Source organism: Arthrobacter sp. V1I7 (assembly GCF_030817015.1).
Lineage (GTDB): Bacteria > Actinomycetota > Actinomycetes > Actinomycetales > Micrococcaceae > Arthrobacter.
Map to the genome: position 1 here is coordinate 96,513 of NZ_JAUSYS010000002.1, position 17,062 is coordinate 113,574.

The 17,062-nt window shown below is 60.8% G+C and carries 14 protein-coding genes; all 14 read left to right on the plus strand.

Annotated elements, in window-relative coordinates:
• Nucleotides 1-5: 5 nt before the first annotated feature.
• Entirely contained in the window at nt 6-776 is a 771-nt protein-coding gene (locus QFZ69_RS22905; protein ID WP_307000689.1) for an ABC transporter ATP-binding protein, read from the plus strand.
• Nucleotides 773-1,546, plus strand: coding sequence for an ABC transporter ATP-binding protein (locus QFZ69_RS22910; protein ID WP_307000692.1), 774 nt, complete (start codon nt 773-775; stop codon nt 1,544-1,546). The genes QFZ69_RS22905 and QFZ69_RS22910 overlap by 4 nt, the downstream gene beginning before the upstream one ends.
• 6 nt (nt 1,547-1,552) lie before the next feature.
• On the plus strand, nt 1,553-2,434 hold the full coding sequence (locus QFZ69_RS22915) for a branched-chain amino acid ABC transporter permease (protein ID WP_307000694.1): 882 nt from the start codon (nt 1,553-1,555) through the stop codon (nt 2,432-2,434).
• A complete protein-coding gene (locus tag QFZ69_RS22920; protein WP_307000696.1) occupies nt 2,431-3,603 on the plus strand; it encodes a branched-chain amino acid ABC transporter permease in 1,173 nt (390 codons plus the stop codon). Before QFZ69_RS22915 ends, QFZ69_RS22920 begins: the two co-directional genes overlap by 4 nt.
• On the plus strand, nt 3,600-4,685 hold the full coding sequence (locus QFZ69_RS22925) for a thiamine pyrophosphate-dependent enzyme (RefSeq protein WP_307000699.1): 1,086 nt from the start codon (nt 3,600-3,602) through the stop codon (nt 4,683-4,685). The genes QFZ69_RS22920 and QFZ69_RS22925 overlap by 4 nt, the downstream gene beginning before the upstream one ends.
• Complete coding sequence (locus QFZ69_RS22930) at nt 4,682-5,659, plus strand: alpha-ketoacid dehydrogenase subunit beta (protein WP_307000702.1); 978 nt, start codon at nt 4,682-4,684, stop codon at nt 5,657-5,659. The genes QFZ69_RS22925 and QFZ69_RS22930 overlap by 4 nt, the downstream gene beginning before the upstream one ends.
• Nucleotides 5,660-5,670: 11 nt before the next feature.
• A complete protein-coding gene (locus QFZ69_RS22940) occupies nt 5,671-6,972 on the plus strand; it encodes a dihydrolipoamide acetyltransferase family protein (protein WP_373463164.1) in 1,302 nt (433 codons plus the stop codon).
• Between the two features lies 1 nt (nt 6,973).
• Entirely contained in the window at nt 6,974-8,371 is a 1,398-nt protein-coding gene (gene lpdA, locus QFZ69_RS22945) for a dihydrolipoyl dehydrogenase (protein WP_307000704.1), read from the plus strand.
• A 589-nt stretch (nt 8,372-8,960) separates the two neighbouring features.
• Nucleotides 8,961-10,928, plus strand: coding sequence for an NAD(P)/FAD-dependent oxidoreductase (locus QFZ69_RS22950; protein ID WP_307000706.1), 1,968 nt, complete (start codon nt 8,961-8,963; stop codon nt 10,926-10,928).
• Nucleotides 10,928-11,689: an SDR family NAD(P)-dependent oxidoreductase gene (locus tag QFZ69_RS22955; RefSeq protein ID WP_307000708.1), complete on the plus strand. Its 762-nt coding sequence runs from the start codon at nt 10,928-10,930 to the stop codon at nt 11,687-11,689. The genes QFZ69_RS22950 and QFZ69_RS22955 overlap by 1 nt, the downstream gene beginning before the upstream one ends.
• 38 nt (nt 11,690-11,727) lie before the next feature.
• Nucleotides 11,728-13,389, plus strand: a complete 1,662-nt coding sequence (locus tag QFZ69_RS22960; RefSeq protein ID WP_307000710.1) for a class I adenylate-forming enzyme family protein — start codon at nt 11,728-11,730, stop codon at nt 13,387-13,389.
• Nucleotides 13,386-14,567, plus strand: coding sequence for a CaiB/BaiF CoA-transferase family protein (locus tag QFZ69_RS22965; protein WP_307000713.1), 1,182 nt, complete (start codon nt 13,386-13,388; stop codon nt 14,565-14,567). Before QFZ69_RS22960 ends, QFZ69_RS22965 begins: the two co-directional genes overlap by 4 nt.
• 160 nt (nt 14,568-14,727) lie before the next feature.
• Entirely contained in the window at nt 14,728-15,600 is an 873-nt protein-coding gene (locus QFZ69_RS22970; RefSeq protein WP_307000715.1) for an alpha/beta hydrolase, read from the plus strand.
• Nucleotides 15,524-16,972 carry an NAD(P)/FAD-dependent oxidoreductase gene (locus tag QFZ69_RS22975; RefSeq protein ID WP_307000718.1) on the plus strand — a complete coding sequence of 483 codons (1,449 nt, stop codon included), beginning with the start codon at nt 15,524-15,526 and terminating at the stop codon, nt 16,970-16,972. Before QFZ69_RS22970 ends, QFZ69_RS22975 begins: the two co-directional genes overlap by 77 nt.
• Nucleotides 16,973-17,062: the final 90 nt, after the last annotated feature.

Genomic DNA, 17,062 nt, shown 5'->3' on the forward strand with positions numbered 1-17,062 from the left:
CGGCGGTGTCCACCGACATGGTGAAGCGGGCAACTGTGCTCAGCGCACGCGAATTGAGCTGGCACGTCGGCGGCTTCACGATCATTGATGGCGTCGATCTTGATGTACGCGAGGGAGAGTTTCTCTCGGTGATCGGCCCCAATGGGGCGGGCAAAAGCACCCTCGTGAACCTTTTATCGGGCGCAGTCCGGCCGACAGCCGGCTCGATCCTTCTCAAGGACGATGACGTCACGAAGCTTCGAGCCGCACACCGGGTTCGGAGAGGTATCGCCCGGACGTTCCAAACGTCGAGTCTGTTCGAAGGACTTTCGGTCCTGGAAAACGCGAGGTTAGCCGCGCAGGCAAACATCAGGGGCAGCATGAATATCTTCAAGGCTCCATCGACAAACGATGGAGCTACTTCCCAGGCGCGTGAGTGTCTTGAAAGGGTCGGTCTCGGGCGCCGGGCGGTAGACCAAGTATCCGATTTGCCTTACGGCGACAAGAGAAAGCTTGAGATCGCGCTTGTGTTGTGCAGCCAGCCAAGCGTCCTGCTTCTGGACGAACCGACCGCCGGTGTTTCTGCGGAAGACATCGACTCAATGGTCGATGTCGTCCGCGCCGTGCACGATTCAGGAACTACGGTGATTATGGTTGAACACCGAATGGACCTGGTGATCGACGTCTCCGATCGGGTTGCGGTAATGCAGAGCGGCCAATTACTCGTCTGCGACATTCCTGCAGTTGTCATGGCTGACGAACGCGTCCAAGCGGCCTATCTGGGGCCGGAACTATGAAAGCGTCAGCCGAGCCTACGGAGCCGCTACTCAGCGTGCGGGACCTGCACGTCTACCGTGGTGAGGCTCATGTGCTCCACGGGGTCTCTTTCGATGTAAAACCCAACCGCGTCACGGCCCTGCTCGGGCGCAACGGTTCGGGAAAGACCACCACCCTTCTCGCGATTCTTGGAATCCTTAAGGCGAAGGGAAGTATCCGGATCGCCGGTGAAGAGACGATCGGCCGATCGACCGACATGCTCGTCCGCGAGGGTATTGGGTTTGTTCCCGAAGACAGGGAAGTTTTCACTCGCCTCACTGTCGCCGAAAACCTCAGACTCGCGGCACGGTCAGCGGAATCAGCTGAACGACTTAGGCGAGTTCATGAACTGTTTCCGGACTTGCTCAAGCGCAGCCAACAGCGCGCAGGATCCCTCTCGGGCGGCCAGCAGCAGATGATCGCGATTGCCCGGGCCATGCTGAATCGGAACCGACTGCTCCTAGTCGACGAGCCAAGCAAGGGTCTTGCTCCGATCGTCGTGACTGACATGGTCGCTGCCCTTGAAAATGCGGCAACCGACTCGACTGTTCTACTTGTCGAGCAGAACGTCAGAGTCGCCCAGCGGCTGGCGACCGACGCCGTCGTGCTCGATCACGGAAAGGTCGTATTTGCCGGGCCTATGAGCGAATTGGTAGCCGATCCTGAAATGACACGCCTGTATCTGGGTGTATCGGGCGCTACACGCGTGAGCAAACTCGACGTCCGAACCACGAATCTTTCGAACGGATAACAGCGCATGACTACTACCGTCGTTATTCTCATCACGAGTCTCGGGGTTGCCGGGCTCTACTTCCTCGTCTCCTCCGGGCTCTCTTTGATCTTCGGCCTGATGGACGTCCTCAACCTCGCCCACGGTGCGTTCTTCGGTGTCGGCGGGTACGTCGCCTGGACAACAATGGAATATTTCCCGGTTCCGTCGCTTGTATTGCGCTTCATCATTGCCGTGCTCGCCGCTGCGCTGGTAGGTTTCCTGGGCGGAGTGCTGATCGAGAAGATCATGATCGCCCGCAACTATGGTGATCACCTCGCTCAGATCCTCGTGACGCTTGGGCTCGCCTTCGCACTGCAAGGCCTCTTCGCCGGGCTCTTCACACACTTCCCGCGGCAGCTGAAGCAGCCGGAGTGGTTTAGGGATGTGGTCTCCATCGCAGGCGCGGAAATTCCCAATAGCATCTTGCTGATCATTGGCGGTGCCCTCATCGTGCTGGTCGCTCTGCTCTGGTTCCTTAATTCCACGCCGTTCGGTCTCGTTATCCGCGCCGGAGTTGAGAACCGGCAGATGGTACGTGCCCTGGGTATCCGCGTGGAACGCACGTTTACGGTCGTCTTTGGCATCGGTGCTTTAGTCGCTGCCATAGGTGGTGCTCTTGGTTCCGTTTTCTATAACGGTATTACACCGAGCCTGGGCCAGAGCCAGCTGATTTTCGCATTCATCGTAGTTATCATCGGCGGTCTGGGTTCGGTCGCAGGTACTGCAGTCGCCGCGGTGCTTGTGGCGTTCATCCAACAGCTGGTGAATTTTTACCTGAGCACTGGCCTTGGTGACATTGCCGTTGTTGCATTGCTCGCTGCGGTTCTGCTCATTCGGCCCCAAGGCCTGTTCGGAAGGACGGCATGAACACATCTATCATCGCTGACACGTCGCGTCCGTCGCCAACGTTGAAGCCAAGGTCTCTGCTCAAGGGACAGCGCCCATCGCCTGCCATCCTCATCGGCGCCTCCGCCTTCGCGCTCTTTGCCGTGTTCCCAATACTCAATGTCACCGTGCCAATCCTGCTGCCTGGGCCATTATCCAGCCCGGCTTCTCTCCTCATCATTGCCGTGGGGCTTGTATACGCTGGGCTGGCTATTTCGTATGATGTCGTTTTTGGTTACACGGGGCTCCTCAGCGCAGGGCACGCGATGGTGTTCGCGATCTCGATGTACGGCACCAACATCGTCATGGGTCAAGGGTTCAATTACTGGATCGCGGCTGGGTTGGCGGTTCTGTTGTCGACAGGCGTCGCAGCAGGTCTCGGGGCTCTCTCACTTCGGGTAAAAGGCTTGGCCTTCACCATGGTGACGCTGGCTTTCGCCGAAGCGCTGTTCATCTTGCTTCTGACGGATTCATTCGATATTTCCGGTGGCGATGAAGGGCTCCCGTTGGTCTTCAAGCAGGTTCCGGGGCTATTGGCCAATGCGAGGGACGCCCGGTGGCTCTACTGGCTGGCCTTGCTCTTCGCCGTCTTCGCCTACGTGCTCGCGCTAATTGCCATACGGTCCCGCGCCGGACGCGTCTGGCAGGCCATCCGCGAAAACGAATCGCGTGTCGAGTCCCTGGGCATGGTTCCCTATGGTTACAAACTGATGGCGTTCGTCTTCAGTGGTTTTCTCGCCGCGATAGGCGGATCTGTCTTCCTGCTTGTTGTGCGCGGCGCTAACCCGTCCAGCGCATCAGTACAGTTCAGCCTTGCACTGATTGTGATGGTGGTTATTGGCGGGAAAGGTCGGTTGTGGGGCGCGGCCATCGGTGGACTCCTGTATGTGATCATCACGTATCGGCTCCCTGAGCTTTCGACCTCCGGCGTTCTAGACGGCCTACCTACGGGCGTCGCCAACGTTCTTGCCGAGCCCTTCTTCATTCTTGGCCTGTTCTTCGTGCTTATCGTGTTGTTCGCACCGAAGGGCCTCGTCGGGGTCGTCGATGCCGTTGCGGCGCGTCAAAGAAGGGGCAGGAAAACACGGAGCCGCCAGGCTGACGACATACGGCGGAATCCAACGCTTACTGCCGAGGAGGAAAAGGCATGAAAACCGGTACCGTATCTCCAATTGGCCGGCACGAACTGAAGGTTTCGCAGGTACTCAACGAATCCGGAGAGTTGGTGGGCGAGCTCCCCGGGATCGCCGATGACAGGCTTGCCGACATGTTTCGCCTGATGTGCCTTGGTCGACGCCTCGATCAGAAGGCCATAGCCCTGCAGCGTCGGGGCAAGCTGGGAACATATCCTCCATTGTCGGGCCAAGAAGCGGCCTCGGTCGGCAGCGCGTTCGCGATGAACCTCGACATCGACTATTTTGTTCCGCAGTATCGCGAGCAACTCGCGATGTTCCATTGGGGCCTGCCGCTCTCCACCTACCTGCTCAATCGGATGGGACATCCGGCCGGCGCGGACCTTCCGGCAAACGGACGGTTATGGCCCCAGCAGGTCGCTCTCGCGGCGCACCTGCCACATGCCGTCGGGCAAGCCTGGGGTTTGCAGTTGCAGGGGAAGCCGGGGGTTGTGTTGACCCAATTCGGCGACGGCGCCTCCAATGAAGGTGATTTCCACGAGGCACTCAACATCGCCGGCGTGCATAACGTGCCCGTTGTGTTCGTCTGCCAAAACAACGGGTGGGCCATCTCCATCCCTTGGGAGAAGCAATCGGCAGCCACATCCGTGGCCCAGCGCGCCGCGGGCTATGGCTTTCCGGGAGTCACAGTCGACGGCAACGATGTATTCGCCGTCTACGCAGCGGTAGCCCAAGCCCGTGCCCGGGCTGAACGAGGAGAGGGCCCAACACTTATCGAGGCCCGCTGCACTCGAATGGGAGCCCACTCCACAGCTGACGATCCCACGCGCTACGTGCCGGCTGACTATGTTGCGGAGGCGGAGCGGCGGGATCCGATCAAGCGCTTCCGTATATGGCTCGCATCACGAGGACTGTGGGACGACGATCGGGAACAGCTTTGCATCCAGTGGTGCGACGAGCAGATCGAGGAGGCAGTGCGCGCCTTTGATGCAACTCCTCGCCCCGATCCCGAGACAATCTTTGACCACGTCGTCGCGCACCCCGACCTGCGTCTGCGCAGGCAGCGCGACGAGTTCAGGAAGATGCAGGAGAAGCTATGAGCACAATGACCGTCGTTGAATCCATACGCCGTACGCTCGACGAAGAGATGGCGAGGGACGAGCGCGTCATCGTGCTCGGTGAAGACGTCGGGCAGTCGGGCGGGGTGTTCAGGGCGACAGACGGCCTGCAAGCGAAATATGGGAAGAGCCGAGTATTCGATATGCCGGTGAGCGAAGCCGGCATCATCGGCACCTCCATCGGACTGGCGGCCTCCGGCCTCATTCCGGTTGTCGAAATGCAGTTTCTCGGCTTCACACAACAGGCGTTCCACCAGGTCGGCAACCAACTGGCCCGCATGCGGTATCGGACAAGGGGTTCCTTGACTATGCCGGTCACCATCCGCGCCCCGTACGGAGGCGGCGTCCGCACCCCGGAACTCCACTCTGACGCGTTCGAAGCCCTTTTCGCCCACAGTCCTGGCCTTCGGCTCATTGCCCCGGCAACAGCGGCCGATGCGCGCGGGATGTTGGCCGCTGCAATCAGGGATCCCGATCCTGTTTTCATGCTCGAACCGCTGCGTGGATACCGGCTCGTACGTGACGAGGTTCCCGACGGAGATCACGTAGTGCCGTTCGGAAAGGCGCGCATCGCACGGGCGGGCAGGGATGTCACGCTCATAGCTTGGAGTGCCATGGTGCAAGTTGCACTCGAGGCGGCGAAACTTGCCGCGGAAGAGGGGACCGACGTCGAAGTCATCGACCTCCGATCACTCGTTCCCCTCGACACCGATACGATCCGTGATGCGGTCAAGCAGACCGGGCGGGTGGTGATCGTCCAAGAATCACCGCTCTCGGGAGGGTTCGCCTCTGAAGTTGCTGCATCAGTAGCCAACGACGCATTCCTTTACCTGAAGGCCCCCGTGTGTCGGGTATCCGGCTATGACACACCGTACCCAGTGCCCCACCTCGAAGACCACTACATTCCTGATGCCCAACGTGTGCTGCGCGGAATTCGCAGCACCCTAAATTTTTGAGGACACACAAGATGCCATTCGTTTTTAACCTCCCCGATGTAGGCGAGGGCATTGCTGAAGCCGAAATTGTGAAATGGCTAGTAGCCGTCGGGGACACGGTTGCAGAAGATCAGCCCGTCGCTGAGATCGAGACCGGCAAGGCCGTCGTCGTTATGCCTGCGCCCGCCAGCGGCGTAGTTGCGCAGTTCGGCGCCGAAGAAGGCAACATAGTGCAGGTCGGCGAGCTGTTCCTGATCATTGATGACGGTGGAGTTAGCCAGGAGCAAGGCCCCACCGATGCAACGCAGTCCAAGACGGCGCCCCCCGCCACAGCCCCTTCGGAGCAGGCGCCTCCACTGCCAGCGGCCACGACTTCGGAGCAGGCGCCTCCATCGCCGGCAGCCACCCCTGCAACGCGAAGGCTCGCGCGGGAACTCAAGGTGACGCTGGTTGATGTGCCAGGTACGGGCCCCGGCGGCCGAGTTACCGACGACGACGTCCGGGCGACTGCTCGTCGTACGGCTGAAAGTGACATCGCTAGCGGTGCGAAGGCAGCATCTCCCGGCCAATCCCACATCCTTGGCGCTGCCGACGCTATAGCGGAACGGGCGGTCCCCAAATTCGGGCACGGGGCGGATGAGCATATTCCGGTCCGTGGCGTGAGGAGACGAACCGCCGAGGCGATGGTTCAAGCTGTCCAACAGATTCCCGCCACGACCACATTCCTTTCGGCTGATGTCAGCTCCCTGTTGGAAATGAGGAAGACGCTGCAGGCATCGGACGTTGCAGCGGACACGCCCATCACCCTCACGCCGTTCCTGATAAAGGCAACGGCACTCGCCCTCGTCCGCTACCCAATGGCTAATTCCAGCTTCGATGCCGACGCGAAGGAAATCATCGTACGCGGCCGCCGGAACATCGGCGTCGCCACCAATACCCCGGACGGACTGGTCATCCCCGTCATCAAGGATGCCGATCAAAAACCTCTCTTGGCTATAGCGCGTGAGCTTAATGAACTCGCCGCGGCCTCACGTGTCCGCGGGATCGCTCTCGAGGACTTGAGTGATGGAACGTTCACCATTACAAACCACGGACCCCTTGGCGGAAAATTCGGTACGCCAATTATTCGGACACCGGAGTCCGGGATCCTCGGATTCGGACGCGCTTCCCTGGAACCAGTGGTGCGTGACGGCGAGATCGTCGCGCGCATGATGCTGCCTATCTCCTACTCTTCCGATCACCGGATCGTTGACGGTGACCTTGCCATCGGGTTTTGCCAAGCAGTGATTGATCTGCTGGAACACCCCATCTACCTACTCGTGGAAGGCCGCTGACATGGTCGTTGGTGAAATGGCTGAATCCATCGACGTTCTTGTGATCGGAGGAGGACCCGGCGGCTACAGTGCCGCCGCCCGTGCCGCCGAGCTCGGTAAGGATGTCACGCTTGTCGAACAGGGTAATCTCGGCGGCGTCTGCCTCAACACTGGTTGCATCCCCTCGAAAGTATTTACAACTGCAGCCCGCGACCTCGTGCGTTCGAACACGCTGGCCTATCTGTCGGGCAGCGACCTGAGCATCGATCTGCCGGCGCTGCAGACACAACGTACCGAGATCGTCGCCCAACTCGCGGGCGGAGTGAGATCAATGCTGTCCAAAGTGCGGGTCGTAACTGGTACGGCGCGGTTTCTTGACAGGAACCGTGTCGTCATCGAAAGCGGTGCCCACGCCAGCTACCTGCGCTTCGAACATGCCGTCATCGCCACAGGCTCTGCGCCCGCGACGCTCGATTTCCTGACAGTCGACAATGAGCGCGTTCTTGATTCCACCGGTGTGCTCGCCCTGCAGAAAGTGCCGGAGAGCCTGTGCATTGTCGGCGGTGACTACCCCGGGATGGAACTGGCGATGGCGTTTGCGCGGTTCGGGTCCCGGGTGACGATCATCGAATCGAGCGACTCAATACTTGCTGGCTTTGACCGCGATCTCGCCCAGCTCGTCATAGCGAAGGGCCGGTCTCTTGGTATCGATGTACGTTTAAGCACCAGGGCCACTGGGATGGAGGACGGCGACCTCTTGGTTGCATCCAACGGAACAAGCGACCGTGTGCTCGCCGAAAAGTTCCTGGTAAACGTGGGCCGAGTTCCGCTCACAGACGACCTCCAGCTCGACCTTCTCGACGTCCGGGTAAGCGAGACTGGCCACATTGAGGTTGACGAGCAGAATAGGTCATCGGTGCCACACGTCTTTGCGGTGGGCGATGTAACTGCTGGACTCCCCTTTGCGCATCGGGCACTAGCAGAAGGACGGGTTGCTGCCGAAGTGCTCGCCGGACGGCCCAGTGCAGCAGACTCGCGGACGGCCTTAATCGCATTCACCGACCCAGAAGTGGCATCCGTCGGACTGACAGAAGCGGAAGCAAAACGGCAGGGGCGCTCAATCAGAGTCGGCCGGAGCCGATTCTCGTCCAACGGCCGCGCAGTCATCCTCGGCGAAGAGACCGGCCTCGTCAAAGTTGTCGTCGACCCCCAGACAGACATCATACTCGGCGTCCACCTCGCCGGCCCTGGAGCGACTGATCTCATTGCCGGGGCTGCCCTCGCAGTCGAAACCGCGAGCCGCCTTGAAGATGTGCTCGCAACCATGCACCCCCACCCGACGCTGTCGGAGGGGCTCCATTCGGCGATGGCCGCAGCCCACCGCCGCTCTGCCGACGGGCGTGGAAGCGCCGGCCGATGAACATGAACAGGGCTTCCCCAGCTACGCGAACTTCCCTCTGCTCATACATGAAATTCAAACACCTGAAATCAACGGTACAAAGCGTCGCTTCGCGTCCACGCATACCCACTCGGACCCTCCGGAGGCTCGCCAAGCGGCGGATACCCGCATGCCCCATGGACCACAGGGGCGGGGTAGTAGAAGAGAGGCCAGCCTCGCACCTGCCCGACAGGCTTTTGGAGACGTGGAGTTGGGTCGCGCCTGCGAACGCGCTGATGCATTCGGCCGATAAGCCGCTAGTCGTCACGCAGCTGACCTGGCACGCAGTCCATGCGCCCTGGTGTGGTACAACCTTAAGCTGGCGGCGCTGCACGCATCCTGCGCAACTTTGGCGGGTCCAGACCCTTTCTTGGAGCCCTCTTGAAAGGCCTTGACCAGCTGCCAGCAGGAAGTCCGGGTGCGGTGGAGTAAATACGCCGACCGGGCACAGCACTAAGTGCTTGTCCACTGTGCATTTCTATTGACCAGAGACTGCACAGCCCTATACGATTTCAATTACTAATCGATCAATAAGTAGGGTACTTGAGTCACATTATCCAGGAGCAGAACCATGTTTGACGGCCAAGCCGGCATGAGCGATCAGCAGATTGCCGAAGCTATCGAAATTGCCAATATCCCGACGCTGCTCATGGTCCTCGTCCAGATGACGGGCGACCAGCGGTGGCTGGAGGACCCGTACCGCCCTACCCGCAACAGGGGTTTGGGAGACAACGATGACGGCGGCCTTGACAGCCATGTACAGACCGAGATCCGCCAGAGGGCGCTTGAGGCCATCCTGGCGTGGCGCCGAGGCACTCCCCTGGCAATTCCCGCTCCCTCAAGCCAGATGCTTGTCGACATGCTTGGTGTTTCGGTAGGCGAGAACGTGCCGCTGGAGTATGCCGACATGATGGCCCACGAGCTTGGGCTGGATGAGAGGCCACCGAATGAGCTGACCCCAGCCTCCACTGCGACGACGGTCCCGGAGGGCTTCAACGCCGTGATCATCGGTGCAGGCGCGTCAGGCATCTGTGCAGCCGTCAAACTGCAGGAGGCCGGAATCCCCTACGTCATCATCGAGCGGAACAACGATGTCGGGGGGACCTGGTTCGAAAACCGCTATCCGGGAGCCGGTGTAGACACTCCCAGCCACCTTTATTCGTACTCCTTTGCGAAGAACGACTGGACGCGTTTTTTCGCTGCCCAGGAGGAGCTGCGGGAGTATTTCAACCGGGTGGCCGACGACTTCGGGGTCCGACAAAACATACGGTTTGGCCTGGAGGTAACCTCAGCGGCATTCAACGACGACGCAGCGAGCTGGCTACTGGAAGTCCGGAGGAAAGATGGCTCGACCGAAACACTGACCGCCAACATCGTGATCAGTGCGGTAGGGGCGTTCAACAAACCCAAGATGCCGAACATCAAGGGTCTTGATAGTTTCAATGGTCCAGTCGCCCATACCGCCCGATGGCCGGAAAGCCTGGAGCTGGCCGGCAAGAAGGTGGCCGTGATCGGGAATGGCGCCAGCGCCATGCAGATCGTTCCGGCCATTGCCGACACGGTTGAGTCTCTCGTCGTGTTCCAGCGTTCGCCGCAGTGGGCTGCGCCTTTCGAAAAGTTTAAGGTTCCTGTGCCGGAGCGGGTGAGACAGCTTTTCCTGGCTGTGCCCCTCTATGAGGAGTGGTACCGCCTGCGCCTTGCATGGGTCTTCAACGACCGCATCCATGAATCGCTGCAGAAGGACCCAGATTGGCCGCACCCGGAGCGATCGATCAACGAGGCAAATGACGGGCACCGGCGGTACTTCACCAGGCACATTGTGTCGGAACTTGGCGACCGCCAGGACCTCTTGGATTCGGTTTTGCCGAAATACCCGCCCTTTGGAAAACGCATGCTGCTCGACAACGGGTGGTTCCGGACGCTGACAAAGGAGAATGTGAAGCCGGTGACGGAGCGCGTCGTCGAGGTCCGGCCGGAAGGAGTCGTCACTGCCGACGGCACCGAGCACAAGGTGGACATCGTCATTCTCGCGACCGGATTCGATGTCGTGCGCTTCCTCGCCCCCATGGCGATCACGGGAAGCAATGGGAAGAGCCTCGACGAGACGTGGGAGGGCGATGACGCCCGCGCGTACCTTGGCCTTGCCATCCCGGGGTTCCCCAATTTCTTCTGCCTTTATGGCCCGAATACGCAGTTCGGTCACGGCGGAAGCCTGCTCTTCCTCATGGAGCTGCAAATGCACTACATCATGGACCTGCTTAAGCAGATGTTCGCAAACGGCTATGTCTCTGTGGAATGCCGCCAGGACGTGCACGACAAGTACAACGAACAGGTCGATGCAGCCCACAATGCTATGGTCTGGACTCACCCAGGCATGGACGTCTACTACCGGAACTCACGGGGCCGTGTAGTGGTGAACAATCCGTTCAAAGTGGTCGACTTTTGGCACAGGCTTCGCCACGCAGACGTGGCCGAATACAACATTGAGTCGGCAGGACATGTCCGAGCAACCGCCTCGGCAACTGGGAGGGGCAGATAGTGCGCATTTCCAACTGCTCGGCAGTAGTGACGGGTGGCGCCTCTGGTCTGGGCCGTGCCGCGGTGGACAAGCTTCACGGCGCCGGCGCCCGAGTGGTGATCATGGATCTGCCTGGCTCCCCCGGCCAGGAATTGGCACAACAATTGGGGGACAATGCCGAATTCGTTGCTGGCGATGTCACCGTACCGGCGGACGTGGAACGCGCAGTCGAGACGGCTGTCGCCCTCGCTCCCCTGCGCGTGGCCGTGGCAGCGGCAGGAATCGGACCGCCCGTTCGCCTCTTTGGACGAGACGGCGTGATCGGATGGGACAAGGCGAAGCTCATTATCGACGTCAACGTCATAGGCACCTACAACCTGCTGTCCCACGCGAGCCACGCCATGTCTTACAACGAACCCGAAGACCAGGAACGCGGCGTGGTCATCTGCACAGCATCCATTGCCGCCTATGAGGGGCAAGTGGGGCAAGTTGCCTACGCTGCTTCCAAAGGCGCGGTTGTTTCCCTAACGTTGCCTGCGGCCAGGGAGCTCGCCGGTCATGCCATCCGGGTCATGACGGTGGCGCCCGGACTCTTCGATACCCCACTGATGGCATCCATGCCGGAAAAGGCAAAGCTATCGGTGGCGGCGCAGGTGCCGCACCCGGCCCGGCTGGGAGCACCCGCAGAGTACGCGGCACTGCTGGAACATATTGTTCTGAACCCGATGTTGAACGGGGAAGTAATCCGCCTAGATGGAGCAATCCGGATGGCACCGAAATGATTTCACTCGACAATTGCGAACGACAAGGTGAAGAGCTCGTGAACCACGAAGCGATCTCCCGGATTCCGGGACTGCTGGCCGGACACGCGTTATCACGCGGACCCGAGGCCGCCATAGTCTCGGCGCACGGAACATTGAGCTACGAGGAACTGCACCGGCAGGCCCGCCAGTTCGCGGCAGGACTTCGCCGGATCGGCGTCAGCCCCGGCACCACCGTAGGCCTGATGTGCACCAACCGCCCTGAATGGATCGTCGCCGCCTTGGGAACGATCCTGGCGGGGGGCCGGGTTGCCGCGTTCAACACCTGGGCCAAAAGGTGGGACCTTGAACACCTGCTGGCCGAGAGCGGCTGCGAAGTGCTCATCGCCCTCTCCGGGTTCAAGACCGGCAGGACAGACCCGCTCTTACAAGAGCTGGTCCCCGAAGCGTGGGAAGCACGCCAGCGGGGCTGGAAGTCGGCGGCCTTTCACCGTCTGCGCGAGATCGTCCTGATCAACGGTAGCGAGCCGGCGCCAGGACTGCTTTCATTCCCTGACCTTCTCATCCCGGAGGCAGACAACGCCCAGTCGCTGGACCAGGAACCCCAGAATGGTGATGATCCGATCTTGGTCCTGTACACCTCCGGTTCAACAGCGCGGCCGAAGGCAGTCCCCATCCACCACAGCACAGCCCTTGTCCACGGCCAAGCCATAGCCGAACGCATGGCGGTGACAGCGGACGACCGCATCTGGGTTCCCGTCCCGCTCTTCTGGAGCTATGGTGGCGCCAACGCGTTGATGGTCGGCCTCACGGCAGGGGCGACCTTGGTCCTGCAGGAGGTTTTCGAGCCAGTGGAGGCCCTCGCCATCATTGAGAAGGAGCAGTGCACGGTCGCCTACACGCTGCCGAATATCACAGCTGCCCTGGTCCAACACGAAGAATTTTCGCTCGAGCGGGTACGGAGTCTGACCAAGGGCATGACCATCGGATCGTCGAAGGACGTGGAGACGGCAGCTGTTGGCCTGGGCATCACCGGCATCTGCAACGCCTACGGCTCGACAGAGCTTTACGGCGGCTGTACCGTCACACCCTGGGACTGGGACCTTGAAAAGAAGATGGCCAGCCAGGGCCCTCCGCTTCGCGGCAACACCGTGGTCATCCGGGATCACTTTAGCAGTGAGGACATGCCGGTCGGTGAGGTCGGAGAAATCACCGTTCGCGGGTACGTAACGAGCGGCTATCTCGGAGCGCCGGAACAGAACCAAGCAGCCTTCACCGACGACGGCGCATTCCGTACCGGGGACCTTGGTTTCTTTGACGAGGAGGGCTTTTTGCACCTGGTCGGCAGGGCGAGTGAAATGATCCGCACAGGTGGAATCAACATCGCACCGGTCGAGGTCGAAGAGTTCCTCCGCACGCATCCGGCCGTGGGAGAAGTGGCCGTCGTCGGCGTTCCGGATGACCTCAAGGGCGAGGTCGCCGTTGCCTTCGTGACTCTGGCCCCGGACGCGGACATGATTGATGAAGCCGCACTGAAGGCCTACTGCCGCTCCCGGATTGCATCCTTCAAGATTCCGGCCCGGATGGCTATTTCCCGAGAGGGACTGCCACGCACCGATACCGGCAAGCTTGCCCGCAAAACAGTGAAATCATTGGCGAAAGAGTACATGGCAAGCGCCGCCCAGCGCACCGGCGGCATCGGATCGAAGTCAATCACATGACAAGTGGACTGAGGGCTGGCCGCGGTACAGGACCGCTGACAGGCGTAAAGATCATCGAACTTGCCGGAATCGGCCCGGCGCCCTTCTGTGCAATGCTTCTAAGCGACATGGGCGCCGATGTCATTACGGTGCATCGGTCATCAATGGTCGGGCAGCCGGTGACCGATCCTGTCGCCGCCATGACCCAGGGAACCCTCGCGAGGGGTCGCCGCTCGATCGGCGTTGATCTAAAAAACCCGGAAGGTCAGGCGGTTCTGCTTGATCTACTCACCAGTGCCGACGCGATCCTCGAAGGATTCAGGCCTGGGGTGATGGAGCGGCTCGGTTTGGGACCGGACATCTGCCAAAAGCGCAACCCGGCGCTGGTGTACGGCCGCATATCCGGCTGGGGCCAAGAGGGGCCTTACGCCCAGACCGCCGGCCATGACATCAACTACATCGCGTTGTCCGGAGTGCTTGCGCATATTGGCCGTCGCGGGGAAAAGCCTGTTCCGCCGCTGCCCTTGGTGGGCGATTTCGGGGGCGGAGGATTGTTGTTTGCGTTAGGGGTGGTGGCCGCATTGTTCGAGGCACGCGGCTCCGGGCATGGACAGGTGGTTGATGCTGCCATGGTGGACGGCTCTGCACTGTTGATGACGATGATGTACGAGCTGTTGGGCCGCGGCCAGTGGGACGAGGAACGGGAAGCCAACATGAACGATGGCGGTGCTCCGTTTTACGACGTCTACGAGACGGCCGATGAAAAATACGTTTCAATTGCGGCAATGGAGCCCAAGTTTTTCGCTGAACTGATCACTCGTGTTGGACTGGACCAACAGGATCTTCCCGAGCAATGGGACCAGTCACAGTGGTTGCCGGAGAAGGCAAGGCTCGGCGAGCTGTTTCGTACTAAGACTCGGGACGAGTGGTGCGAAATCCTGGAAGGTACAGATGCCTGCTTCGCTCCCGTACTCACCATGTCGGAGGCCCCGCACCATCCGCACAACGTGCACCGGGGCTCTTTTATTGAAATCGGCGGCATAACCCAGCCCGCCCCAGCCCCGAGATTCAGCAGGACTCCCGCGTCCGTCCGGCGGCCGGCCGCTGATCCGGGTCAACACACTGACGAGATCCTCGCCGAGGCGGGTCTAAGTTCCCAGCGAATTGCGGTGCTCCGGAAGGGAGGTGCCGTTGCCTAGGGCCGTGGAGGACCAGACAGGATGGCCCGCACCGATTGAGCGCATCGATCCCCAAATGCGCCCACAGCTGGAAGGACTGCTGGCCACAATAGGGCCTGGCGGATTTCAGGGAATTCCAGACTTGAACCTTCGCAGGCAGCGCCATGCCGAGGTTATGGAAATGGCGGCGGGTCGTGCCCCGGATGAAACCCGGGTGCAGCGGCAGGACTTCACCATTTCGCGGGGCAGCGGCAAGCCCGGTCTGGACGTACGGGTCTACCGGCCTCAGGCCTTGGTGCCCCCGTCGGCTGGGATCCTTTACATCCACGGCGGGGGCATGGTGATGGGCAGCATCGCTGCGGACGACGCGTACGCAGCAGCTCTGGCCGTGGACGTGGGCTGCACAGTGGTGTCCGTTGGGTACGGCCTGGCCCCGGAAAATCCCGGCACCGGACCAGTCGAAGACTGCTACGACGCCCTCGTCTGGCTAGTGGCCCAAGCCTCGGAAATCGGCGTGGACGTCGGCCGGCTGGCAGTGTTCGGCGTCAGTGCAGGAGGAGGAATTGCCTGCGGCCTCTCCCTGCTGGCCCGGGATCGCGGGACACCCCGGCTCACGTATCAAATGCTCATCTATCCGATGCTAGATGACCGCAGCGCCACACCGTCTTCGCACGCAATTGTGGACTTGGGCGTCTGGGACCGCGCCGCGAATTTGGAAGCCTGGCGGCATCTGCTGGGCGAAGATGTCGGCGGCTCTGATGTCTCGCCCTACGCTGCGCCGGCGCGAGAGACGGAGTTGTCCGGCCTCCCCGCGACGTATCTGGATGTAGGAGACCTGGACCTATTCTTCGACGAGGACATCCAACTGGCGCAACGGCTCGCAAATTGTGGGGTTCCCTTGGAGCTGCACGTGTATCCCGGCGCCTATCACGGCTTTGATCAGATCGCCCCGGGGGCCGATATGGCCAAGACGGCCCGTGGCAACCGACTGGCGGCCCTGCGTCGTGCCCTGGCAACTGCAAGCTCCGCAATTCAATCTGAAGGCAGGAAATGACATGGGTTCTAACCCCAAACGTATCGCTGTAATCGGCGCCGGCGCGGCCGGGCTGTGCGCCGCGAAACACCTCATTGCGCTCAACCAGGATGTCACTGTGTTTGAGCTGGGCTCTCATGTGGGCGGCCTGTGGGTCTATGAGAATGACAGCGGTCGAAGCCCGGCCTACCGTTCACTTCATATCAACTCCGAAGCCAAAGTGACCGGCTATCGGGACTTCCCTTTGCCGAAGGATTCGGCTCTGTTTCCCTCTCACGAGGAAATCCGGGCGTACTTGGAAGCCTATGCCGAGCGTTTTGGTGTGACCAGCCGTATCCGGTTCAATTCGAAGGTCACGGCTATTGAGCCAATGGATGCTGCAGAAGACCCGACATGGCAGGTCACGCTGGATGACGGTTCGAGCGATGTCTTCGACCAAGTAGTCGTTGCCAACGGGCATCAGGCCGTGCCGACCGACCCACCGTTCGCCAAGGATTTCACCGGGACGTACCTCCATTCCCTCAACTACCGCACCCCTGAACCCTTCACGGGCAAGAACGTGTTGGTCATCGGCACCGGAAACAGCGGCCTTGATATTGCGGCTGACGTCTGCACGGTGACAAAATCTACAACCATTTCGGCGCGCTCACCCGTACTGATCATGCCGAGGATGGTGCTCGGTGTGCCTCTTTCCCGGGTCTTGGCTAAGGTGGAGCGGCCGTGGGTTCCATGGCTGCTCAGGCGCAGAATTCGGGAACTCGTCACCCGGCTCGTCCACGGATCGATGGAGCAATGGGGATTTTCAACGCCCAAGATACGAACGCATCCGGCCAGCCACCCGACGATCATTTCCCAGATCGCTTGGAACCGCATCGACGTGCGTCCCGGCGTCACGGCAGTCCAAGGCCACGAAGTGCGCTTCGCCGACGGCAGTTCGGCTTCCTACGACGCCATCATTGCTGCAACCGGTTATGAGGTTGACCTCCCCTTCCTCACCGACGAACTCTCCCCGGTGGTCGGCCACCGCATCGACCTTTACCGAAGGATGGTTCACCCCCACTGGAAGGGGCTCTATTTCGTCGGCCTGTTCGACGTCAGCGGTGGGGCCAATATCCGGATGATGGACATCCAATGCAGGTGGCTCGCCGCACTCGTCCAGGGACGAATCGAGCTGCCCGGCGAAGACAAGATGCGGGCCTCATTTCAGGCAGAACAACGCCGGATGGCTTCGCTGTATCCGGATAAGCCCCGGTACGGTCTGGAGCTCGATCCTCGGGAGTACGGCCTGGCGCTGCGTGCAGATCTTCAGAACAGTGCCCCTGCACTCGCGTCCCCCTCGGAAGCCGCCGACCTGGGGGTGCCATCGCAGGAGTCTCGGACACCCATAGGTTAAGGCCCATCAAAAAATCGGCGGGGTTGTGCGAGACCGGCGGGCGGACAGTGCGCTACGATTTCTATTAGACGGTTAGTAAGTTACCTTAGG